The organism is Seramator thermalis, assembly GCF_004138125.1.
In the GTDB taxonomy this organism is placed as follows: Bacteria; Bacteroidota; Bacteroidia; order Bacteroidales; family Dysgonomonadaceae; genus Seramator; species Seramator thermalis.
On the sequence record NZ_RXHS01000002.1, the window covers coordinates 258,191 to 280,818 of the forward strand.

The 22,628-nt window shown below is 41.2% G+C and carries 25 protein-coding genes and 3 tRNA genes; 20 read left to right on the top strand and 8 right to left on the bottom strand.

Features of this window, described 5'->3' with window-relative positions:
• Position 1: 1 nt before the first annotated feature.
• On the top strand, positions 2–1,207 hold the full coding sequence (locus tag EJN84_RS03260; protein WP_129594089.1) for an alanine dehydrogenase: 1,206 nt from the start codon (positions 2–4) through the stop codon (positions 1,205–1,207).
• A gap of 34 nt (positions 1,208–1,241) precedes the next feature.
• Here EJN84_RS03260 and EJN84_RS03265 read toward each other — a convergent pair whose 3' ends face one another.
• The 5 genes from EJN84_RS03265 to EJN84_RS03285 form a co-directional block, all read right to left on the bottom strand.
• A complete protein-coding gene (locus EJN84_RS03265) occupies positions 1,242–2,612 on the bottom strand; it encodes an MATE family efflux transporter (protein WP_129594090.1) in 1,371 nt (456 codons plus the stop codon).
• Between the two features lie 56 nt (positions 2,613–2,668).
• A tRNA-Gly gene (locus EJN84_RS03270) sits at positions 2,669–2,741 on the bottom strand.
• Between the two features lie 86 nt (positions 2,742–2,827).
• Positions 2,828–2,909, bottom strand: a tRNA-Tyr gene (locus EJN84_RS03275).
• A gap of 21 nt (positions 2,910–2,930) precedes the next feature.
• On the bottom strand, positions 2,931–3,422 hold the full coding sequence (ribH, locus tag EJN84_RS03280) for a 6,7-dimethyl-8-ribityllumazine synthase (RefSeq protein WP_129594091.1): 492 nt from the start codon (positions 3,420–3,422) through the stop codon (positions 2,931–2,933).
• Positions 3,423–3,433: 11 nt separating this feature from the next.
• Positions 3,434–4,102 (bottom strand): tetratricopeptide repeat protein, encoded by a 669-nt coding sequence (locus tag EJN84_RS03285; RefSeq protein WP_238943910.1) that lies wholly within the window; start codon positions 4,100–4,102, stop codon positions 3,434–3,436.
• Positions 4,103–4,311: 209 nt separating this feature from the next.
• Here EJN84_RS03285 and EJN84_RS03290 point away from each other — a divergent pair, with 209 nt between their 5' ends.
• From EJN84_RS03290 to EJN84_RS03340, 11 genes are all read left to right on the top strand, one after another.
• The gene (locus EJN84_RS03290) at positions 4,312–4,890 is read left to right on the top strand and encodes a DUF4468 domain-containing protein (RefSeq protein ID WP_129594093.1); all 579 of its coding nucleotides are present in this window, start codon (positions 4,312–4,314) and stop codon (positions 4,888–4,890) included.
• A 177-nt stretch (positions 4,891–5,067) separates the two neighbouring features.
• Positions 5,068–5,811, top strand: a complete 744-nt coding sequence (locus EJN84_RS03295; RefSeq protein WP_129594094.1) for a glycosyltransferase family 2 protein — start codon at positions 5,068–5,070, stop codon at positions 5,809–5,811.
• A gap of 3 nt (positions 5,812–5,814) precedes the next feature.
• Positions 5,815–6,462: a lipid-A-disaccharide synthase N-terminal domain-containing protein gene (locus tag EJN84_RS03300; RefSeq protein ID WP_129594095.1), complete on the top strand. Its 648-nt coding sequence runs from the start codon at positions 5,815–5,817 to the stop codon at positions 6,460–6,462.
• Positions 6,452–7,999: an ArnT family glycosyltransferase gene (locus tag EJN84_RS03305; protein ID WP_129594096.1), complete on the top strand. Its 1,548-nt coding sequence runs from the start codon at positions 6,452–6,454 to the stop codon at positions 7,997–7,999. The genes EJN84_RS03300 and EJN84_RS03305 overlap by 11 nt, the downstream gene beginning before the upstream one ends.
• Before the next feature lie 10 nt (positions 8,000–8,009).
• On the top strand, positions 8,010–9,017 hold the full coding sequence (locus tag EJN84_RS03310; RefSeq protein ID WP_129594097.1) for an NAD-dependent epimerase/dehydratase family protein: 1,008 nt from the start codon (positions 8,010–8,012) through the stop codon (positions 9,015–9,017).
• A 207-nt stretch (positions 9,018–9,224) separates the two neighbouring features.
• Complete coding sequence (gene rpmB, locus EJN84_RS03315; protein ID WP_129594098.1) at positions 9,225–9,464, top strand: 50S ribosomal protein L28; 240 nt, start codon at positions 9,225–9,227, stop codon at positions 9,462–9,464.
• A gap of 22 nt (positions 9,465–9,486) precedes the next feature.
• Positions 9,487–9,675, top strand: coding sequence for a 50S ribosomal protein L33 (gene rpmG / locus EJN84_RS03320; RefSeq protein WP_129594099.1), 189 nt, complete (start codon positions 9,487–9,489; stop codon positions 9,673–9,675).
• 14 nt (positions 9,676–9,689) lie between these two features.
• Complete coding sequence (locus tag EJN84_RS03325) at positions 9,690–9,851, top strand: DUF4295 domain-containing protein (protein ID WP_129594100.1); 162 nt, start codon at positions 9,690–9,692, stop codon at positions 9,849–9,851.
• Between the two features lie 131 nt (positions 9,852–9,982).
• Positions 9,983–10,936: a signal recognition particle-docking protein FtsY gene (ftsY, locus tag EJN84_RS03330; protein ID WP_129594101.1), complete on the top strand. Its 954-nt coding sequence runs from the start codon at positions 9,983–9,985 to the stop codon at positions 10,934–10,936.
• Between the two features lie 36 nt (positions 10,937–10,972).
• Positions 10,973–12,268, top strand: coding sequence for a 30S ribosomal protein S12 methylthiotransferase RimO (gene rimO / locus EJN84_RS03335; RefSeq protein WP_129594102.1), 1,296 nt, complete (start codon positions 10,973–10,975; stop codon positions 12,266–12,268).
• Between the two features lie 20 nt (positions 12,269–12,288).
• Positions 12,289–13,494, top strand: coding sequence for an HU family DNA-binding protein (locus tag EJN84_RS03340; RefSeq protein WP_129594103.1), 1,206 nt, complete (start codon positions 12,289–12,291; stop codon positions 13,492–13,494).
• Positions 13,495–13,549: 55 nt separating this feature from the next.
• Here the strand turns inward: EJN84_RS03340 and sucD are convergent, their stop codons facing one another.
• Positions 13,550–14,416, bottom strand: a complete 867-nt coding sequence (gene sucD / locus EJN84_RS03345) for a succinate--CoA ligase subunit alpha (protein WP_129594104.1) — start codon at positions 14,414–14,416, stop codon at positions 13,550–13,552.
• Positions 14,417–14,516: 100 nt separating this feature from the next.
• Positions 14,517–15,650 carry an ADP-forming succinate--CoA ligase subunit beta gene (gene sucC / locus EJN84_RS03350; protein WP_101487322.1) on the bottom strand — a complete coding sequence of 378 codons (1,134 nt, stop codon included), beginning with the start codon at positions 15,648–15,650 and terminating at the stop codon, positions 14,517–14,519.
• Positions 15,651–15,875: 225 nt separating this feature from the next.
• Here sucC and EJN84_RS03355 point away from each other — a divergent pair, with 225 nt between their 5' ends.
• The 7 genes from EJN84_RS03355 to EJN84_RS03385 all read left to right on the top strand — a co-directional run bounded on the left by EJN84_RS03355 (position 15,876) and on the right by EJN84_RS03385 (position 20,867).
• Positions 15,876–16,409, top strand: a complete 534-nt coding sequence (locus EJN84_RS03355; RefSeq protein ID WP_129594105.1) for a nitroreductase family protein — start codon at positions 15,876–15,878, stop codon at positions 16,407–16,409.
• A gap of 49 nt (positions 16,410–16,458) precedes the next feature.
• Complete coding sequence (locus EJN84_RS03360; RefSeq protein ID WP_129594106.1) at positions 16,459–17,226, top strand: Rossmann-like and DUF2520 domain-containing protein; 768 nt, start codon at positions 16,459–16,461, stop codon at positions 17,224–17,226.
• Positions 17,223–17,738, top strand: coding sequence for a KdsC family phosphatase (locus EJN84_RS03365; RefSeq protein WP_129594107.1), 516 nt, complete (start codon positions 17,223–17,225; stop codon positions 17,736–17,738). Before EJN84_RS03360 ends, EJN84_RS03365 begins: the two co-directional genes overlap by 4 nt.
• Before the next feature lie 238 nt (positions 17,739–17,976).
• Positions 17,977–18,207: a 4Fe-4S dicluster domain-containing protein gene (locus EJN84_RS03370; protein ID WP_101487318.1), complete on the top strand. Its 231-nt coding sequence runs from the start codon at positions 17,977–17,979 to the stop codon at positions 18,205–18,207.
• Positions 18,208–18,272: 65 nt separating this feature from the next.
• On the top strand, positions 18,273–19,358 hold the full coding sequence (locus EJN84_RS03375; protein WP_129594108.1) for a 3-methyl-2-oxobutanoate dehydrogenase subunit VorB: 1,086 nt from the start codon (positions 18,273–18,275) through the stop codon (positions 19,356–19,358).
• Between the two features lie 176 nt (positions 19,359–19,534).
• Positions 19,535–20,296, top strand: a complete 762-nt coding sequence (locus EJN84_RS03380; RefSeq protein WP_129594109.1) for a thiamine pyrophosphate-dependent enzyme — start codon at positions 19,535–19,537, stop codon at positions 20,294–20,296.
• A 16-nt stretch (positions 20,297–20,312) separates the two neighbouring features.
• Positions 20,313–20,867 (top strand): 2-oxoacid:acceptor oxidoreductase family protein, encoded by a 555-nt coding sequence (locus EJN84_RS03385; protein WP_129594110.1) that lies wholly within the window; start codon positions 20,313–20,315, stop codon positions 20,865–20,867.
• A 71-nt stretch (positions 20,868–20,938) separates the two neighbouring features.
• Here the strand turns inward: EJN84_RS03385 and EJN84_RS03390 are convergent, their stop codons facing one another.
• Complete coding sequence (locus EJN84_RS03390; RefSeq protein WP_129594111.1) at positions 20,939–22,258, bottom strand: DEAD/DEAH box helicase; 1,320 nt, start codon at positions 22,256–22,258, stop codon at positions 20,939–20,941.
• 141 nt (positions 22,259–22,399) lie between these two features.
• Between EJN84_RS03390 and EJN84_RS03395 the strand changes: the two genes are divergently transcribed.
• Positions 22,400–22,484 (top strand) — tRNA-Ser (locus EJN84_RS03395).
• The last annotated feature ends 144 nt before the right edge of the window (positions 22,485–22,628 follow it).

Here is a 22,628-nt window from a genome sequence, read left to right on the forward strand (position 1 = left end):
CATGTATGAACCATTTAAGAGCACTTCGTTCTTCGTTCGCGAAATGCTGCAAACAATAGATAAAACGAGGGCATCGCTTGTCATCGGCATCCCAAAAGAAAATCAAATTGTTGAAAAACGATTAGCTTTAACTCCCGAAACTACCGCTTTATTGGTAGATGCCGGACATCGGGTACTCATTGAAAAAGGAGCGGGGCAGACGATCAATTATTCCGATCGATATTATGCCGAGTCGGGGGCCGAAATAGTGGAATCACATAGTGAAGCATTGCAGGCTGATCTTGTTTTGAAGATAGCACCTCCGACATTAGAAGAAATAAACATGATGAATCCTCGATCGGTTGTCTTCTCTTTTTTGCAATTGCATCGATTATCTCTGCCTCTTCTTGAATTAATGTCCGAGAAGCGAATAAATGCGATAGCCTACGATTTAATTTATGATAACACGGGCATTTCGCCTTTTGTCACGGCCATTTCCGAAATAGAGGGAGCTACTTCTATCACATTGGCCGCTGAATTGTTGAGTAATGCACATGGAGGAAAGGGTATATTGATGGGAGGTGTTCCGGGTGTTTCACCCACCGAAGTAGTTATAGCCGGCGCGGGTGTGGCAGGAACAATAGCTGCGCGAGCAGCATTAGCCTTGGGTGCTCAGGTAAAAGTGTTTGACGAAGACATAAACAAGTTGCGCACCATTCAGCATACTTTGGGGAGAACCTTATTTACATCTACACTACAGCCGAATGTATTACGAAACACGTTTCGTTCGGCGGATGTTGTGATAGGTGCATTTCAATATGTAAACAAAACGCATTTTTACCGTATCTCTTCTGATTTGATACGCGAAATGAAAACTGGTGCACTGATCATCGACTTGCGTATGGCGCAGGGCGGTTGTTTCGAAACCACTGCTGAAGCTTGTTTGCCCGGTTATCCCGTGATTTTCGAAAAATTCGGTGTTCTTCATTTTTGTGAAACGAGTCTTAGTTCGCGCGTGGCACGAACTGCCTCGATCGCGTTGAGTAATATTTTTTCTTCCTTATTTTCGGTGATGGCCGATTTGGGAGGAGTGGATCTGTTTGCCCGATTTGATCGTGGGTTTGCTTCAGGCTTCTATATGTATAATGGGAAAATGACTAATTCTTATGTGGCCAATCAATTTAATCTGCCCGTGAGCGATATAGGACTATTTTTGCCTAGATATTAAGTGAAAAAATGCTTTCTCGATTGACATCAAATCATTATTGATTCTGATTTAGTCGGATTCGTCGCATTGTGAAATAATACCAGGTTGCCGAAATCACACCTTTGAAAATGGATGTCAGAGAGATAGCCCACCATACCCCGGAAACTCCCATTCGTGTGGCTAAAAAAATGGCTAACGGAATGCGCAACGTATTGAATGATATGCTAATAATTGCTGGAGGATTAGTCCTTCCGAGCCCGTTGAACATCCCCTGAGTCGTGATTTCGAGCATCATGAAGAGTTGAGAGATACCTATAATAAACAAGTATTCTCCTCCGGCCTCATAAGCTGCCTTTTCGGGTATAAAAACCGAAAAAATCTCGCTCCCGAAAAACATGAATGACAAGGTGACTATCAACCCGAGTGTACCCATCATTTGCAGCGTGTGTTTATAAGCAATATTCATTCGTTTATTTTGGCCGGCTGCATAATTTTGAGCGACGAAACTTCCCAATGCAGTAGAAAATCCCTGTGATGTATTCCATGTTATTCCCTCGATTTGACCTCCGGTAGTTTGACTTGTTACTCCCAAATAGCCTCCGTAGATTGATGCAATCCGAGCCAAATTCATGTTGATAAATGAGAAATAGATATTCATAGCAGCAACGGGAAGGCCGAGTTTCAATATATTCAGTGTATATCGACGATGTAATCTGATAAAAAATGGAAAGTTTCCTAATAATCCGTTTTTTCTTCTGAGGTGGAAGACAAAGAGCGAAAATACCAATCCTTGTGAAATGCAGGTAGCTAAAGCTGCTCCAGAAGTCCCCATTTTGGGAAAAGGTCCAACTCCGAAAATAAGAAGAGGATCAAGTAATATATTCAATCCCAATCCGGCAATATTGAAATACATGGGAAGCGTACTGAGCCCCGAACCGACGTAAATACCCGAGAAATTTAATATTAAAAAAACGAAAGGCAATCCAAACGAAATAATTTTCAGATAACGCGCTGCTTCATTAGATATATCATCGTCCAAGTTAAAAAAAGAAACACTTAAATCGGGGGACAAGAAAAAAATCAATCCGAAAAATAATCCCATTATGATAGCAATGGTGGTAGTATGTGAGGCGTAGATGGCCGCTTGATCTAATCGTCGAGCTCCTATGGATTGACCGATTGAAACTTCAGCACTGACTTTGGAGACAAGGGCAACGGAATTCATCATCCACATTATCATACCAACTGCACCTACGGCTGCTACAGACCTACTGCCCAGCCGTCCGATCCAAATGAGATCTACCATGTTATATGTCATCTGTATAAAACTGATGGCCATCAAAGGAAGTGCCAACGTTAGAAGCTGACGGAATATATTCCCTTGCGTAAAATCGCGAATCTGTCGGGTGTCTGCTGTGCTTAACATTTCGTTTTTTTTACGAAAAAAAAAAGCAACCCCTTTTGGATTGCTTCCTGAATGAGAGCGGAAGACGGGACTCAAACCCGCGACCCTCAGCTTGGAAGGCTAATGCTCTATCGACTGAGCTACTTCCGCAAAATTGATTTAATGATTTACAGATGTGCCGATTTGTATATTAAATCATCTCATCATCAAATCGTTACATCATCAAATCAAATTAGTGGGCAGTGATGGATTCGAACCACCGAAGGCTACGCCAGCTGAGTTACAGTCAGCCCCATTTGGCCACTCTGGTAACTGCCCTTTTATTATGATGTAAACGAATTAGAACTCTCGATTGTTTAAGGCAATCATTTTTAATGCAGTTATGGCTGCTTCATCTCCTTTGTTTCCATGTCGTCCACCCGCACGGTCTTTGGCTTGTTCGAGAGTCGTAGTTGTAAGCAATCCGAATATTACCGGAACATCATATTTGATATTCAATTCGGTTGCTCCCTGCGTAACACTTTGGCAAACGTAAGTGAAGTGGGGCGTTTCGCCCTGAATAACACAGCCGAGCATAATGAGTGCATCGGGATGAATTTTTTCGATTAAAGTTTTGGCCCCGAAAGTCAATTCGAAACTGCCCGGAACCCGCTGGATCGATATGTCTTGAGAACTTACTCCGAATTTTAGCAGCGTATCATAAGCACCTTGAAGCAAATTCTCGGTGATATTACTATTCCATTCCGAAACAACAATTGCTATTTTTTTACCTTCACCGCGAGGTATGTAGCTGGAATCGTATTCCGATAAATTATGGAGGTCTGTTGCCATTTCTTGTACGGTTAGTTATTTTTATTATTCGCTTGAAGTTTTGCAGCTTCGATATATTTATCAGCTTCCATACCTTCAGGCGTATTTAGATAACGGTCTTTTATCTTAGTGAATGTTTCGATAGCTTTATCGAACTTTTTATCATTTAAATAAACTATGCCAATTTTCTTGTAAAAAATCGGACTTAACATTTGATCATCCGCTTTCGCGGCCGCTTTGGTATAATGAGCAATAGCTTCATCCGAATTACCCATATTCATGTAAACGTCACCGACGGCACCTTCGATAGCTGGACTTATGAGTAAATCCCCTCCCTTAAATTTTTTAAGATGTTCGAGTGCTTTCTCGTTGTTTCCAAGTCGTGCATAGCAAATACCGGCATAAGCGTGAGCCAAGTCTGCAGTTTTAGTTCCTTTATATTGAGTTATGACAGATTCAAAACCTATAAAATCGTTGCCATTGCCAAATAATGCGAGGGAATCCTGTCCGTTCTGGAAATATCGTTCACCTTTGAAAATCGCCGCTTGTGCCTTTAGGTTTTTAGGCTGCATGTATAAATAATTGTAAGCCAAAAAAGCTCCTACGATTACGACAAGCGCTGCTAATCCGATAAGAATTTGCTTTTGATTTTTTTCTAAAAATTGTTCGGATGACGTGAGCTTTTCTTCAATCGTCTCCAAATTTTTTTCGGTTTTGTCTTCGTTATGTTTTTTCGACATACTTATGAATGTTTCAATGTTCAATTTTGAGTTGCAAAAGTAATAGTTTTTACACGATAAATAAAATTTAATGGGGAATTTTTGTTACGATGCGTGATTCTATCCATTAATCTTTTCGTTATGTTTGTAGTCTAATTTTATAATATGGTATAATTTTTAGAAAATTCGATATGAGAAAAAATATTTTTATAGTGTCGATCATGCTTATGTTGTCGTTTTATTTAAGCGCTCAACAATCCTCTAATTCGATCTTTGCTAATGTTCCTGTAATGAACGGGCGAGTGATATTTCAGCAATTCATTCCGGCCGACAATTCTCTTTCTGCTGATCAAAAATATTCTCTTTTGACAAAATGGGCGAAAGATAACTACTCGGGCAACCGAATGGTTTCGGGTATTCGTTTCAACGAAAAAGAAAGAAGTGTTACTGTTAGTGCAAAAACGGAGCTTGTTTTGCCCACATCAATCAAAGAAGAAGATCGCAAGTTGATGATGAATTATCGGTTCGATGTCTCTGTTACGAACGGAGGTTTAATTCTTACCATACGCGATATAACATTTCAGAAAGTTACACTGACCAATAATCAAACGACATCGAAGGTTTTTTCGGCCGAAGAAACGATCACCGACGTGTCTATTGCTGCATCGGATGAAGAAAAAGAATTTCGAATTTCAACACGTAACGAAACGCTTGCCTTTGTAAATAGTTTATACGACTCCCTTTTCCAATTTTTTTCGAAAAAATCATAAAGCGGTTTTTAGTTACTTTCAGTTCAGCGGTTCGGTTTTGATACCAATTTTCCGATTTTTAAAGTATTGTCGTCAAATTTATTTTATAAATCGGGTTTTTCGGTTTGTTTTTTACTAATTTTGCCGGTATAAAAATCAAAAAGCTTTTAAAAAATAACTCATCCCGCTTTTAATCAGATGACTACAGCTGAAAATCGGACCCGAGATTACAGGTTCACTGTCGTTATACCTGTTTACAACGAAGAAGAAAATATCTTCGTTTTAGAAAAAAAAATACGATTATTTATACAAAAATCTATTTTTTCCACGTGCGTTCTTTTGGTAAACGATGGGTCTACCGATAACAGTTTGAAACTGATGAAAGAGGTATGCGAGAGAAATGATAATTTTTTTTATTTGAGTCTGGAACGAAATGGCGGACTTAGTGCAGCTCTCAAGGCAGGAATCGATTATACTTTTTCCGACTATTTAGGATATATGGATGCCGATTTACAAACCGATCCCGATGATTTTAATCTACTACTTCCCCACTTGAACACCTATGATATGGTAATAGGTATTCGAGCAAATCGGAAAGATTCTTTTTTTAAAAAACTACAATCAAAAATAGCCAATGGCTTTCGTAGAATGATGACTCATGACGGCGTTTCGGATACGGGATGTCCATTGAAAGTAATGTACACCGATGCAGCAAAAAAAATGCCTCTTTTCAAAGGAATGCATCGTTTTTTGCCGGCATTGATTCTTTTACAAAACGGTAAGGTGAAACAAATTCCTGTTCGTCATTATCCTCGTGTGGCAGGCAAATCGAAATATCATTTATGGAACCGATTGACAGGCCCCTTTATCGATTGTTTTGCATATCGATGGATGAAAAAAAGATACATTAACTATGCTGTGAGAGACAGCAATTTAATTTGATTTATGCAATCTACTCAGAGTTGGGTTTTTGGGGTTGGATTGTTGGCTCAGCTACTTTTTTCTGCCCGTGTTCTTTATCAATGGATTGTTACCGAAAAAGCACGAAAAGTACTTTCTCCTCCGGCGTTTTGGGTCTTAAGCATAATTGGTTCATATCTTCTTTTTATTTATGGGGTACTTAGGGATGATTTTTCCATAATTCTCGGGCAATTCATTTCATATTATGTTTATCTGTGGAATATTAATATGCAGGGACTTTGGAACAAAATAGTCGGTATCGTAAAAGTGTTGCTCTTGCTCACCCCAGTTGCTGCCGTTGCATACATGCTTCGTGATCCCTCGTCATTCGATCTTACTTTTTTTCACAACAAAGATATTCCTTTGTGGTTGCTTATTTTTGGTTCTATCGGTCAGATCATTTTTTCGTTGCGTTTTGTTTATCAATGGGTTTACGGTCTTATACATCATTGTTCGGTTCTTCCGCTTGGGTTTTGGGTTTGGAGCCTGATTGGATCTTTCATCATTATCGTGTATGCCTTCTTTAGGTTTGATCCAGTGCTCATACTGGGACAGTCTTTCGGATTCGTTGCCTATATCCGAAATATCATGATTGATATTCAAAGCAAAAAAATAAGTCACAATGAAGCATAAATATTTTTATCTGTTTTGGCTCGTTGCATTGTTGCCCATGATGATTATGCGGGATTTTACTCCCGATAATGAGTTGCGTTATCTTAGCATCGTCGATGAAGCTTTGCGTAATGGAACTCTTTTTGCCTTTACCAATCAAGGAGAAATTTATGCCGATAAACCGCCTTTGTATTTTTGGTTGATGATGATCGGCAAATCGATTTTGGGAGGTCATTATATGTGGTTTTACTCTTTGTTATCATTTGTACCTGCATTGATTACGATAATTGTGATGGATCGATGGATCGGAAACGAAAGCAGTGATAACAGCCAACAGCCCGTTCTTATGTTGATGACATGTGGACTGTTTGCCGGTCTTTCCTTCTTCATTCGCATGGATATGTTGATGGTAATGTTTATTACCTTGTCACTTTATACTTTTTATAAAATATATAAGGGGCAAAACAGCAAAATCGATACTTTTCTCTTTCCTCTCTATGTTTTTTTAGCGCTTTTTTCCAAAGGTCCGCTGGGCTTGTTGGTGCCGTTGGTCTCGACAACTCTATTTTTGCTTTATAAAAAGAAAATAAACACTTTTTGGAAATATTGGGGCTGGAAAAGTTTGATAATTTTGCTGGTTTGTTGTGGAATATGGTTTGCAGGCGTTTTTCTTGAAGGAGGAAGTGCTTATCTTAACAATCTTTTGTTTCATCAAACTGTGGATAGAGGTGTGAATTCCTTTCATCACAAAGAACCATTTTACTATTATTTTTTCACTATTTGGTATGCAATAGCTCCATGGTCTTTTTTGAGTATTGGCCTTTTCGTGGTGGCATTGATTAAAAAGAAAATCGAAACGGAGCTTGAACAGTTTTTCTCGATCATCATTCTCTCTACCTTTTTAATGCTTTCTTTTATCAGTTCCAAGCTAGATGTTTATTTGCTTCCGTTAATACCTTTTACCGTTTTCTTATCCATGCTTTTAATCAAAAAATTCGATCTTCGGAATAAATGGATAAGATTCGCATTAGCGTTGCCAGCAGCAATTTTTGTAGTCGTTTTGCCTGCTATTATTTATATAAGTCGTTTAGAAGAAACGGCTTTTCTCGGAACTATTTTTGTTTTCGCTGCAGGAGGAATATTGACATTGACGGGTTTGATCCTTTTGTATCTTTTGTATCGCAAAAAAGATACTTATAGGGCTATAACGACAATGTCTGTCGGTATTTTGTTGACCATCTTTGTGGCGGGGTTCTCGATGCCAGAGTTGAACCCCTATTTGGGATGGCGTGATTTGTGTGTAAAAGCTAAAACACTTGCTCGGGAAAATCGTATCTCCGATTACCGGGTATATGGTGTACGGCGCGCAGAAAATATGGATGTGTATTTAGGTACAGATATAAAGATAATAGAGAAAGATGTTCTTACCAAAAATACACTTGACGATCAAATCGTACTTCTTCCAGAAAGAAAATGGAAAAAAGACGCCGATTTGCGCCGAGTTGTCGATAGCCATGTCCATTATAAAGTAGGAGATTACACAATAGTCGTTTTTTAAAAATTTCAAAATGAAGATATTGGTTACAGGTGTAGCGGGATTTATCGGATCTTATATCGCGAATGCCTTATCGAAAGATAATCATGAAGTGATAGGCATTGACAACATTAATTCTTATTACGATGTAGGGCTGAAATATGCCCGTTTGAAAAATGCCGGAATAGATGAGGAAAAAATCAAGGACAATGAATTTGTGCAAAGCGAAAAGCATCCTTCCTATCGATTTCAATTGTTGGATATTACCGACAGGGAAAGACTTCAAACGCTTTTCGAGAACGAGAATTTTACGCATGTTGTCCATTTGGCCGCTCAGGCAGGAGTAAGGTATTCGCTGGAAAATCCGTACGCCTACATCGATTCCAATATTGTGGGGTTTATCAATGTATTGGAAGCCTGTCGGCATTATCCGGTAAATCATCTTGTTTTTGCCAGTTCGAGCAGTGTATATGGTGCCAATGCCAAGATACCCTATAGCGAATCGGATCGAACAGATTCGCCGGTAAGTCTGTATGCCGCAACAAAAAAAGCCGACGAGCTGATGGCCTTCACCTATAGCAAACTTTATGGAATTCCTGCAACCGGAATTCGTTTTTTCACGGTATATGGACCATGGGGGCGCCCCGATATGGCTCCCTCTCTGTTTATGTCGGCAATCTTGTCGGGAAAGCCAATCAAGGTATTCAACCACGGCAACATGGAACGCGATTTTACCTACATCGACGATATCGTACAAGGAACTTTAAAGATTATCCCTTCTCCACCACAACAGGCAATACCTTATGCCATTTATAATATGGGTTGCTCTGCTCCGGTGAAACTAATGGATTTTATCGAAACCATCGAAAAGGTGACCGGCAAAGCAGCCATAAAGGAAATGGCAGAAATGCAGCCGGGGGACGTGGTCAGCACTTATGCCGACACTTCACTGCTCGAAAAAGATTTCGGGTACAAGCCTTCCACATCGATTGAAACGGGAATTCATCGATTTTACGAATGGTTTGTGAGATACTATCAGTAATAATTTACGCAAATAGAACAGGGCCTTGTAAGAAAATAAGACTTTATTGCTGATCGTGTTCATATTTCGAACATGAATTTTGACATTTTAAGAGAAATATATTTCTTAAAAACTTTGGAAAGTATAATTATTATCATTAATTTTGCGCCCTGATTTGTGGTCAAATATCACCAGAACGATTAAGAAACAACAAAATACGATATAGCAATGGCTAAAATTTGTCAGATTACGGGGAAAAAAGCAATGGTTGGCAATAACGTTGCTCACTCCAACAAGAAGACCAAACGCAAATTCAATGTGAATTTGTTCAAGAAGAAATTTTACTGGGTCGAAGAAGACGCTTGGATTGTACTGAACGTATCGGCTTCGGGTTTGCGCACGATTAATAAAATCGGTTTGGATGCTGCTCTCAAGCAGGCTGCTGCCAAGGGATATCTGAACGCTTAATTTTTTATAGGAGACAGAAACAATGGCAAAGAAAGCAAAAGGAAACAGAGTGCAGGTGATTTTGGAATGCACCGAACACAAAGATAGTGGAATGCCCGGCACATCGAGGTATATTACCACAAAAAACAGAAAAAATACGACAGAGAGACTCGAATTGAGAAAATACAATCCGATTCTTAAGAGAGTTACGGTTCATAGAGAAATCAAGTAAAACAGGATTAAACCATGGCAAAGAAAGCAGTCGCCGGATTCCGCGACAAATCAACAACAACAGGACGTACCCATACCAAAGTAATTAAAATGGTGAAATCGCCCAAAACAGGAGCTTACACTTTTCACGAAGAAATGGTTCCGAACGACAGCGTAAAAGACTTTTTTGCGAAATAAATTTAGTTAAAAATATGTAAAAACTTCCCTGCATTTTCGTGTGGGGAAGTTTTTTATTCGCTATTTTGTAGCTTTGCATCAACAATCTTTTGTCGTAAAAAAAGGTTGCAAAAGTAGTATAAATAAAAATCATGGGATTATTTGATATATTTTCAAGAGGGAAAAAAGAGACGCTCGACAAAGGGTTGGAAAAAACGAAAGAAAGTTTTTTTTCGAAACTCAATCGAGCTGTTGCCGGCAAATCGAAAGTGGACGATGCCGTGCTCGATCAACTCGAAGAGATACTGGTAACTTCGGACGTGGGAGTAGATACCACTCTCAAAATTATTGATCGAATTGAAGAGCGTGTAGCACGCGATAAATACATTAATTCGGAAGAACTTACTCGAATTTTGCGCGAAGAAATTGCCGCATTGCTCATGGAGAACAGTTCAGACGATGTGGACGATTTTTCTGTTCCCGAGGGAAAAAAGCCATATGTTATCATGGTTGTGGGCGTGAATGGTGTCGGTAAAACAACTACCATCGGCAAACTGGCATATCAGTTCAAACAACGTGGATTGTCCGTTTATCTGGGAGCGGCCGATACTTTCCGGGCTGCAGCCGTAGAACAGTTGGTGATTTGGGGGGAAAGGGTAGGCGTGCCCGTCATCAAGCAGAAGATGGGATCGGATCCTGCATCGGTCGCCTTCGACACATTAAATTCAGCCAAAGCGAATAATGCTGATGTAGTGATTATCGATACCGCCGGTCGTTTGCACAACAAAATCAATTTGATGAACGAGTTGACTAAGATTAAAAACGTCATGAGCAAAGTTATTCCCGATGCTCCCCACGAAGTGCTTCTTATGCTCGACGGTTCTACAGGTCAGAATGCTTTTGAACAGGCAAAACAATTTACGGCAGCTACCGAAGTGACAGCATTGGCAATTACCAAGCTCGACGGAACAGCCAAAGGAGGTGTTGTAATCGGCATTTCCGATCAATTCAATATTCCTGTCAAATACATCGGTCTGGGCGAAGGAATGGAAGACTTACAGGTATTTCGTCGCAAAGATTTTGTCGATTCTCTTTTTGGCGAGTAGAAGTTTTTAGCATAGAGACAAGGAAATTTCGAATTCATGATAAAGAATAAAATAGACGTCATCACATTGGGATGTTCCAAAAATCTTGTCGATTCCGAAAGATTGATGCGACAGCTTGTTGCCAATGGCTACACCATCGAACACGATCCTCGGGAGCCGCGTGGCGAAATTGCCGTAATCAACACCTGCGGTTTCATTGGCGATGCCAAAGAGGAGTCCATCGGCACTATTCTGTCTTTTGCCGAAGCCAAAAAGAAGAATCAGCTTCGAAAACTTTTCGTGATGGGCTGTCTTTCTGAGAGATATCGCAAAGAACTCGAACAGGAAATTCCAGAAGTTGACAAGTTTTACGGAAAATTCGACTGGAATGCACTGATTTCGGATCTCGGTAAATCCTATCACAATGAGCTTTCGACAGATCGGATGATTTCTACGCCTCCTCATTATGCTTATCTTAAAATATCCGAAGGTTGTGATCGCACTTGTAGCTATTGCTCAATTCCTTTGATTACAGGTAAATACAAATCGCGTTCGATAGGCGATATCGAAGATGAAGTTCGACATTTGGTGGCTGATGGGGTTAAGGAGTTTCAACTGATTGCTCAGGATTTGACTTACTATGGTCTTGATTTGTACCAATCCATGAAGCTTCCCGAACTAGTCGAAAGAATTTCTGACATTGAAGGTGTGCAGTGGATACGCCTTCATTATGCCTATCCGGCTCATTTCCCCACCGATTTGCTGCGTGTGATGCGCGAACGCGATAATGTGTGCAATTATCTCGATATTGCCTTGCAGCACATCAGCGATCACATGTTGAAGTTGATGCGGCGCAATATTTCCAAACAGCAAACGATTGAACTTATCAAGCTATTTCGTGAGGAAGTTCCCGGCATACATTTGCGCACGACTATGATGGTTGGGCATCCCGGCGAAACGCAGGAGGATTTTGAAGAACTTTTGGATTTTGTGCAACAGAGCCGTTTCGAACGTTTAGGTGCTTTTCCTTATTCGCATGAAGAGGGCACTTATAGCGATCGGCACTATATCGATGATGTTCCTGCCGAAACAAAGCAGCAACGAATGGATGCCTTGATGGACGTGCAGGAAGAGATAGCTCTTTCGGTTAACAAATCGAAAGTAGGAAAAACAATGAAGGTGATCATCGATCGTGAGGAGCAAGATTATTTTATCGGTCGCACGGAATTTGATTCGCCCGAGGTGGATGGCGAAGTGTTAATCGAAAAAAATCAACCCTTGACGATTGGCCAATTTTACGATGTAAAGATTAAATCGGCTTTGCCGTTCGATCTTTTAGGAACAATAGCTTAACTTGAAAACCTTGAAGAAAAATGACAAACGATGATCTTGTTGCGCTTATCTCGGAACATTTGCAATGGCCATTTTCGAATGTTTCGGAGGTTCTCGATTGCATGGTTTCCATCATTGGTGAAAAATTAGCCGAAGGAGTTCCAGTATTTATCGATGCTTTCGGTAAATTTTCGATTTCGAAAAAGAATGAATATATATTAGTTCATTCCAAAACAGGAGAACGTTATCTGATGCCACCTGAAATCGATCCGGTTTTCTACTCCATAATCGGGGATAAGGAATTGTCAGAAGGCATAAATATACATGATTTGGCTAGGCTTATTGTTTCGCGAAACAAAACCACGATTGAGGGTGCATCTAACTTTCTGAACGAATTGTTTTCGATTATTCGTTCCGCTCGGCGTGTGGAGATTGATCGATGGGGAACATTTATGTTGCAGCATGAAAATCAGAACGATTCGACCGAAACTCACATTTTCATTCCCGATAAATCGTTGAAAGATTTGGTAAATAAACCTTTCGCAAATTTTGAACCGACATTGCTTAACGAAGGGTTTGAGCCCGATTTGATGACGATTTCGGATTCGGAAGAAGAAAAGGACGAAATTATCTTGTCCGAGTCGATCGAGGCTGTTTTGGAAGATCGGGTTATCGAAACACAGGAAAATGAAATCGCTTCTCCAATTATTGAGCGAGAAGAAACTGTTCATGAAATTGCCGAGTGCACGCCAACAGAAAAATCTGTTTATGAATCGCTTCATTCAAAGAAACTTGTCAAAAAGAAAAACTTATTTGTTCCCATAATGGGCGTTGTTGCCGTTGCGGCAGCAATTCTTTTTTTTTTCGTGCCAATCGAAAAACGAGAAAGGCAAGAATTGAAAATTGAGAAACGAATCGTTTCAAACGAAACAACAAAGCCCGCTGCCCAGCTTACGGAGGTTAAACCGGCAGATACCATCGAAAATCAATCTGTCGAAAAGCCGGTAAAGGTGATGTTGTCCGCGGGGAAAACCCTGCGCCAATTGGCGCTTGAGTATTTTGGAAGTAAAGAATTCTGGGTTTACATTTATCTCGAAAATCGCGATCGGATAAGCAATCCGAATATTGTTCCTGCAAATATTCAATTGACCCTTCCTCTTGCCTCGAAATACGATTTAAACGCTTCCAATCCCTCTGCGATTGCCAAAGCCAAGCAATTGGGAGACGAAATTATTTGCAGGTTTTAAAACAACAAACCTGATGTTTTGTCAAAACTTCAGGTTTGTCGCTTTTCACAAGGATTTATCTTTTTCTTTTTAATAACGCAGGAATTTCGCTCGGTTCTTTAGCGACAGGAACGCCGGCATCTTCGAAAGCGGCTATTTTTCCGGCAGCTGTTCCGGCTCCACTCGAAATAATTGCGCCGGCATGGCCCATTTGTTTACCGGGAGGCGCCGATTGTCCTGCAATGAATACTGCAACCGGTTTAGTGATGTGTTCCTTTATATATGCTGCAGCTCTTTCCTCAGCATCTCCTCCGATTTCACCAATCAAAGCGATCGAGTCGGTTTCGGGATCGTTTTCGAACATTTGCAGCAATTCTTGATAATAGAGTCCAACGACAGGATCTCCACCCACACCAACCGCAGAGGATTGCCCCATTCCGTTAGCAGTCAGATTGTAAACCACTTCGTAGGTAAGCGTACCGCTTCGACTGATAACTCCCGTTCCGCCTTGCCTGAAAATCATCGTCGGCATAATGCCGACCAGACTTTTGTCGGGTGAAATCAAGCCCGGACAGTTCGGCCCGATCAGACAAGCACCCTTTTCTTTGATGAAACGGAGAGCCGTAACCACATCCAACGTCGGAACTCCTTCGGTGATGCACACGATGAGTTTAATGTCAGCGTCGGCGGCTTCCATCATTGCATCTTTTGCAAAAGGAGCAGGAACAAAAATTACCGAAGTATTGGCTCCGGTTTCCTTTACGGCATCTTTCACCGTATTAAATACGGGGATCCCATCTACATTTTCTCCCGCTTTTCCGGGAGATGTCCCTCCGACAACCTTTGTGCCATAAGCTTTCATTTTTGAGGCGTGAAAACTCCCGTCGCGTCCGGTAATTCCCTGAACAATCAGTCGCGTATTTTTATCGATTAAAATGCTCATAAATGCTATGTTTTTGCTTTTTCGATTTTTAAAAAAAGCGGTAAAGTTGTAATGTTTTTTTTCTGAAAAATAAATAAAAATGCAATATCCGTGAAATATGTTATCGAGCAAGTTCCACCGCTTTTCGGGTAGCTTCGCCCATAGTTTCGGCAACGAAGAAATCCGTACCCTCCAAAAGAGCTCGACCTTCTTTTTCGTTAGTGCCCGTCAAGCGGATAACGATAGGAATATCGGTTGTAATAATCTTAAAAGCTTCGAGAATGCCTCTGGCTACATCGTCGCAACGAGTAATTCCTCCGAAAATATTAATCAATACCACTTTGACGTTTTTGTCACTAAGAAGCAGTTTCATGGCTTCGATTACCTTAGTGGGATTGGAACTGCCTCCGATATCGAGAAAGTTGGCCGGTTTGCCGCCATAAAGCTGAATAATGTCCATCGTGGCCATTGCAAGTCCGGCACCATTCACCATGCAACCAATATTGCCGCCGATGTTTACGTAGCTAAATCCTTTGCTTTTGGCATTCTGTTCCTTTTTTTCGTCTTCAGTCGGTTCGAAAAGCGATGCGATTTGAGGATGACGATAAAGCGCGTTGTCATCGAAGGTCATTTTGGCATCAATGGCCATAATATTGCCTTCGTCGGTAAGAACGAGCGGATTGATTTCGGCAAGAGAGGCATCGTTTTCAACGAACAGTTTATAGAGTTTCCGGAAAATCGGGATAGCCTGTTTCACCTGATTCATATTGTCGAAAAGTTTGAAAGCAGCTTCGCGCGCCAAATAATCGGGCACACCAACAAGTGGATCGATAATGATCTTGTGAATTTTTTCGGGAGTTGTGCGTGCCACTTCTTCTATATCCATTCCACCTGCTTTGCTAAGCATGAGTATCGTGGATTTTGAAACCCGATCGACTATGTAACTTACGTAATACTCGGAAGCGATATTCACAGCCTGACCAACGAGAATACGATCGACTTTCAATCCTTTGATCGTCATCCCTAAAATAGCGGCTGCATGCTTGCGGAGTTCGTCTTCGTTGTTTGCAAGTTTCACGCCACCGGCTTTGCCTCTTCCTCCGGTGAGTACTTGAGCCTTGACAATAGCTCGAGGTGAACCAATCTCCCTGTAGGCTTTAACGGCTTCATCCACATTTTTGCAGACATAACTTTTATCTACAGGAAGTCCGTAAGACGCAAAAATTTCTTTCGCCTGATATTCATGAATTTTCATGGGCTTTTGAATGTGATAATTATTATGATGAAATTTTTAAACTGCGATTTTTAAACAAAGATATTTATTCTTTTGAAGAAACTCCAAATTTCATGATTTTGTTATACAACGTATATCTCTGAAAAATGTTTAAAAAAACGATAATCTTTTGATTTTACCTGTTTGATAAGTTTTATGCGATTTTTATGGCTACTTTTGCACAAGCAATCGAAAATAAATTATTGCATGAGCGACGTTTCAGAAATACTTATCCGCCGTCGGAGCATCCGAAAATTTGCCGACGAAAAAATTTCTTCTGAAGAAACCGAATTAATTTTGAGAGCTGCCTTGTTGTCGCCTACTTCTAAGAACAGTCGTTCGTGGGAGTTTGTTGTGATTGAAGATAAAGAAATGCTCGAAAAATTGTCGAAATGCAAACCCAACTCAGCTTCGTTTTTGACAGGGGTAGCATTGGCCGTGATCGTGTTGGGTAACCCGATATTGAGTGATGTATGGATTGAAGATGCTTCCATCGCTTCTACTTCCATGCTTCTTCAGGCCGAAGATCTCAACATTGGTGCATGTTGGATACAGGTTCGTGAACGAAATTATTCCGAAACAATTACTTCCGCCGATTACATCAATGACTTGTTGAATATTCCCGCACCTTTGGAACCTCTTTGTATCCTTGCTTTCGGTAGAAAAGAAAAACCCCGCACGCCGCATGACATTGACGATTTGCCTTGGGAAAAAGTACATATCGGAAGTTATCGTTCATAAAATTCTTTTTGATTTTGACAGATGAACTGATTATCATATCGACAAAACAATGAAGATCGTTTTTATCGGATCGGGAAATGTGGCTACTCATTTGGCTATTGCGGCAAAGCAGAAAGGCCATTGTATTTTGCAGGTTTATAGCCGATCTGCTGAAAATGCTCGACTTCTTGCCGAAAAAGTTAACGCTTCATATTCCGATACTCTATCGCAAATCAATCCATCGGCAGACATTTATATTTTTTCGGTAAAGGATGACGCGTTGGATCAGGTATTGGCCGAAATGCCTGAAACGGAAGGGATTTGGATACACACTGCCGGCAGCATTCCGATGAATATTTTTCGGCCTTATCATGATCGGTATGGCGTATTATATCCGTTGCAGACATTCAGTAAAAAACGTGAAATCGATTTCGAGAAGATTCCGCTGTTTATTGAAGCCAATGATTCAAAAGTTTGCGAGCAACTTCAAGAGTTTGCCTGCGGTTTATCTCCCATTGTACACTATATTGAAAGCGAAAAACGTCGATATCTGCATTTGGCCGCAGTTTTTGCATGCAATTTTGTCAATCACATGTATGCAACGGCTGCCCAATTGCTTGAAAAAAATCAAATTCCTTTTGATGTACTGTTACCGCTCATCGACGAAACAGCAGCCAAAGTCCATCAATTACATCCGCGTGAAGCACAAACCGGCCCTGCGATTCGTTTTGACGAACAAGTGATGAATGCACACATCGATCTGATTGACGACGCGTTGACCAGAGAACTCTATCGACTCATCAGCCAAAGCATTCGTAAATATTCTTCAAGACAATGATAAATTATGATCTTTCGAAAATCAGAGCATTCGTTTTTGACGTCGATGGCGTTTTGTCTCGACAAACTATCGGATTATCCTCCGAAGGCGAACCTTTGCGGACTGTAAATATTCGTGATGGGTATGCTATAAATGTAGCTGTTAAAGCCGGTTTTGGAGTTGCTGTCATAACGGGTGGAAACAGCATGTCAGTCAGAGTTCGCTGTGAGGCGCTCGGCGTGAAAGACATTTATATGCAATCATCCATCAAAATGATTGACTTGGCTGATTATATGGATAGAACGGGATTTCGTCGTGACCAAATTGCATACATTGGCGACGATATTCCCGATTACCACGTAATGATGGAAGTCGGGTTGCCGATAGCACCTGCAGATGCCGATCACGAAATCAAACGAATAGCCAAATACATATCTCCATTCAAAGGTGGTGAGGGTGTTGCCCGCGACGTTATAGAACAGACACTCCGAACACAAGGATTATGGATGAATGATGCGATATTTGAATGGTAAGTATAAAAAAGAAAAGAATTATGATTTGAACGAATTTCAAAGATATTCGTTATAAATTGAAACATTTGTAGGCAATCTACCGGAAAAGTCGATTATTTTTATGGGAAATTGTTATAAATCAAATAGAAGTGCCATCATCGGAAACTGTCTCCGATCGAAGAATTAACATTTAAAAATTGAAATCTAATCTCTATCAATGTATATTTGCAATAGAGTATTGATAAAAAACCAACAATAAATGGCAAAAGTCAAAGGGTACGTCGTGGTAAACACCGAACGCTGCAAGGGATGTAATCTTTGCGTTGTTTCATGCCCCACCGATGTATTGGAACTACAACCTCGCGAAGTGAACAATAAAGGTTACCACTTCGTTTATATGAAAAATCCGGATGAATGTATTGGATGTGCTAATTGTGGACTTGTGTGTCCCGACGGGTGTCTTACCGTATATCGTAAAAAAATTGGATAAATAAGACGCCCATTATATTATTATGAATAAATCGTTTTAGAACGTAGTCAAGCAAAATCAAATTTATGTCTCAAGAAATATCGTTAATGAAGGGTAACGAAGCCATTGCTCACGCGGCTATTCGCTATGGAGTAGATGGCTATTTTGGATATCCCATTACCCCTCAATCCGAAATCATCGAAACTCTCATGGATGCAGCTCCGTGGAAAACAACAGGTATGGTTGTGTTGCAGGCAGAAAGCGAAACAGCGTCCATAAACATGGTATATGGTGGTGCATCGTGTGGAAAATATGTGATGACTTCATCCTCGAGTCCCGGCATAAGTCTCATGCAGGAAGGCATTTCCTATTTGGCAGGGGCCGAACTCCCTTGTCTCCTTGTCAATGTGCAACGAGGCGGACCTGGTCTTGGAACCATTCAGCCTTCGCAAGCCGATTATTTTCAAACGGTGAAAGGTGGAGGTCACGGCGATTATCGCCTCATAACACTTGCTCCCAATTCTGTGCAGGAAATGGCCGATTTTGTATCTCTTGGTTTCGAGTTGGCTTTCAAATATCGCAATCCCGCCATGATACTGACCGATGGCGTCATTGGTCAGATGATGGAAAAAGTACGTTTACCGGAATACCGGCGCCGGCGAACCGAACAAGAAATTCGCAAACAGTGTCCTTGGGCAACCCTCGGTAAAACTCCTGACAGGGAACCGAATATCATTACTTCACTTGAGCTTGATCCGGAAATACAAGAACAAAATAATATTCGGTTTCAAAACAAATACAGGGAAGTAGAAAAGAACGAGGTTAGATACGAAGAAATTAAGTGCGATGATGCCGATTATATTTTCGTAGCTTTTGGCTCAGCTTCCCGCATTTGTCAGCGAGCAATCGATCTTGCTCGTGAGGAAGGATACAAAGTGGGCATGATTCGCCCGATTACTCTTTGGCCATATCCCTATGATATTATTAATCGTTATGCTGATAAGGTGAAAGGTTTTCTCACTGTTGAGATGAATGCCGGACAAATGGTCGAAGACGTTCGCTTGGCCGTAAACGGCAAAACAAAGGTCGAATACTTTGGACGCATGGGCGGTATAGTTCCCGGCCCGGATGAAGCGTTAGCGGCTCTAAAGGAAAAAATTATAAACGCATAATTTGCGACGATGACTCCTCGCGTTCACAAAATCTTTTTGATTTTATTCTTAATTGCTTTCGCAGCCACGATTATCATTTATTTTGTCTCCGACAAAAATATGCGATATACCTGGTATGCGGGAGGATCAGCACTAGTGCTCTATTTTTTTTATCGATTTTCTAAACAATAACAATTATGGATGCAAACAATATCATAAGTCCCGAAAATTTGGTTTATGCGAAACCATTATTGATGAATGAAGTTCCAATGCATTACTGCCCGGGATGTTCTCATGGTGTTGTGCACAAACTCATAGCCGAAGTCATACAAGAAATGGGATTACAAGATAAATCTATCGGCATTGCTCCGGTGGGATGTGCCGTCATGGCCTACAAATATCTCGACATTGACTGGCAGGAAGCTGCACATGGACGTGCTCCGGCACTGGCGACGGCAGTTAAAAGACTTTGCCCCGACAAACTCGTTTTCACCTATCAGGGCGATGGTGATCTTGCAGCAATTGGTACCGGTGAAACCCTCCACGCAGCTAATCGTGGTGAAAATATAGCTATCATTTTCATCAATAACGGCATTTATGGGATGACCGGTGGACAGATGGCTCCGACGACTCTCGATCACATGAAAACATCTACCAGTCCCGAAGGCCGTGACGTACACACAACAGGGAATCCGCTAAAGATTCTTGATTTGCTTGCCTTGTTGGATGGGGTGTGTCTGGCAACGCGCCAGAGTGTTCACACGGCTGCAGCTGTGAGAAAAGCCAAAAATAAGATTCGTCTTGCATTTGAAAATTCAATGCAGAATAAAGGACTATCCATTGTCGAAATCGTATCGACATGTAATGCCGGTTGGAAAATGACCCCGGCCGAAGCCAATGATTGGATGGTCGAAAATATGTTTCCCGTTTATCCTCTTGGTGATTTGAAGAATATCTAAACACAAACTAAAAAACATGTTGCAGGAAATTTTAATTTCAGGCTTTGGCGGACAGGGTGTATTGTCTATGGGTAAGATTCTCGCATATTCGGGGATAATGGAAGATAAGGAAGTTTCGTGGATGCCCGCTTATGGTCCCGAACAGCGCGGAGGGACTGCCAACGTAACGGTAATCATTTCCGATCAACCGATTAGTTCGCCGATTGTCAGCCAATTTGATGTGGCAATCGTGCTTAATCAGCCTTCGCTCGACAAATTTGAGGACAAGGTAAAGCCCGGGGGTATTCTTATTTACGACGGATACGGTATTCATCAACCTCCCACCCGAAAGGATATCGATGTGTATAAAATCGATGCGATGGACGAATCGATGAAGATGTCGAATACAAAAGTATTTAATATGATCGTTTTGGGCGGATTACTCAAGGTGTCGCCCATGGTGAAACTCGAAAATGTGATGAAAGGCCTAAAAAAATCGCTTCCGGAACGTTATCACAATACCCTTCCACTTAACGAGCAGGCCATTTTGCGAGGCATGGAGATTATTCAGTTGGAAAGAAAAGCAGAATAATCTTTGAGTAATTGTGCTCAAATTGATTATTCTAATCAGAGGCCGGTTTGATTTTTATCAGACCGGCTTCGCTATTTTGATGAGTTGGCGTGATTGCGATAGAAATGCTTTTTGCGTGGCACTTTATTGGTGCTTTCACTGTTTTTCTCGGTTGCTTGCGGTTTGGATGTGGCTGAAGTTGTTTTTACCTTCTTCTTGTTTCTCGATGAACCTTGTTTTCCGCTTTTTCGCTCTTTCGCCGGATTATATTCGGGAGCTGTTCCTATTTCGCTTGGCAATGGAATTTTGTATATGTCTTTTTGAAGAAAACTTTCAATCCGGTGAAAGCGAAACTGTTCTTTTGGCGAAACCAGCGTGATAGCCATTCCTGAATCACCCGCGCGAGCCGTGCGGCCAATGCGGTGCACGTAATCTTCAACTTCGTAGGGAACGTCGTAGTTGATCACCAGCGAGATGTCGTCAATATCGATTCCGCGCGCTACGATATCGGTTGCCACTAAAGTGTTGACGCGTTCGTTTCGAAATTCGTGCATGATATGGTCGCGTTGTGCCTGATCGAGATCGGAATGCATTTCGCCTGCCGACAATCCCATTTTTCGAAGCATTCGGTAAATTTCTTTCACTTTTGACTTTGACCCCGAAAATAGGATTACTTTTTTTGGATTTTTTGATCCAAACAGGTGTTTGATGATTGCCGGTTTTTGTTCTTCATAACACACATAAGCGGACTGCAGGATGGTTTCGGGCGGACGTGAAATGGCAATGGTGATTTCCTTCGGATTACGCAGGATGGTTTTTGCCATTTGTTGAATTTTGGGCGGCATAGTAGCCGAAAACATGATGGTTTGACGATCTTTTGGCAGCAGTTTTTCGATTTTCATGATATCGTCGTAGAAGCCCATATCGAGCATGCGGTCGGCTTCGTCGAGGATGAAATATTTAACGCCCGAAAAGTCAATTTTATAAAGATTGATGTGTGAAAGCAGTCGGCCGGGAGTAGCAATCACTACATCAGCTCCGCTGACGAGTCCACGCTTCTGAACATCCCATGCATCTCCGTCATTGCCACCGTAAACGGCAACCGACGAAAAAGGCGTAAAATACGAAAAGCCTTCCATCTGTTGATCAATTTGCTGAGCCAGTTCGCGGGTAGGAGCCATGATAATGGCGTTTATCTTATGTTCGTCGTGCGGTTCGGTTTGCAGATTGTTGAGCAGGGGCAGTAAAAAAGCAGCAGTTTTACCTGTGCCTGTTTGTGCGCATGCAATCACGTCGCATTTGTCGAGAATCACCGGAATGGCTTGTTCCTGAATGGGTGTAGTTTCTGTAAAATTCATCGCTTCGAGTCCTTGTTGCAGGGCTTCGCACAATGGAAGTTCGGTAAATAACATGCTCAGATTTTTTTTTGTTTAGAAAACAAAGTTACGATTATTTCCCGTTTTTTTGATGATCTGGCCGAGTAAAAAACGCACAAGTTGTTTTGCTTTATGGAAAATAGTACTATCTTTGCATCCGCAAATTCGCAGCAAATTGGAGAGATGGCAGAGTGGTCGATCGCGGCGGTCTTGAAAACCGTTGAACTGAGAGGTTCCGGGGGTTCGAATCCCTCTCTCTCCGCAATAAATCTTAAATATTAAATACTTATAAAAATACGCACGAAAAACGTACTCTCGTAACACTCTACACCCATTTTAATTTTTTACTCGCTTACACTTTTTTTCGGAATAAATTGTGAACAAGTTTGATATTGTTTGCCCAAAA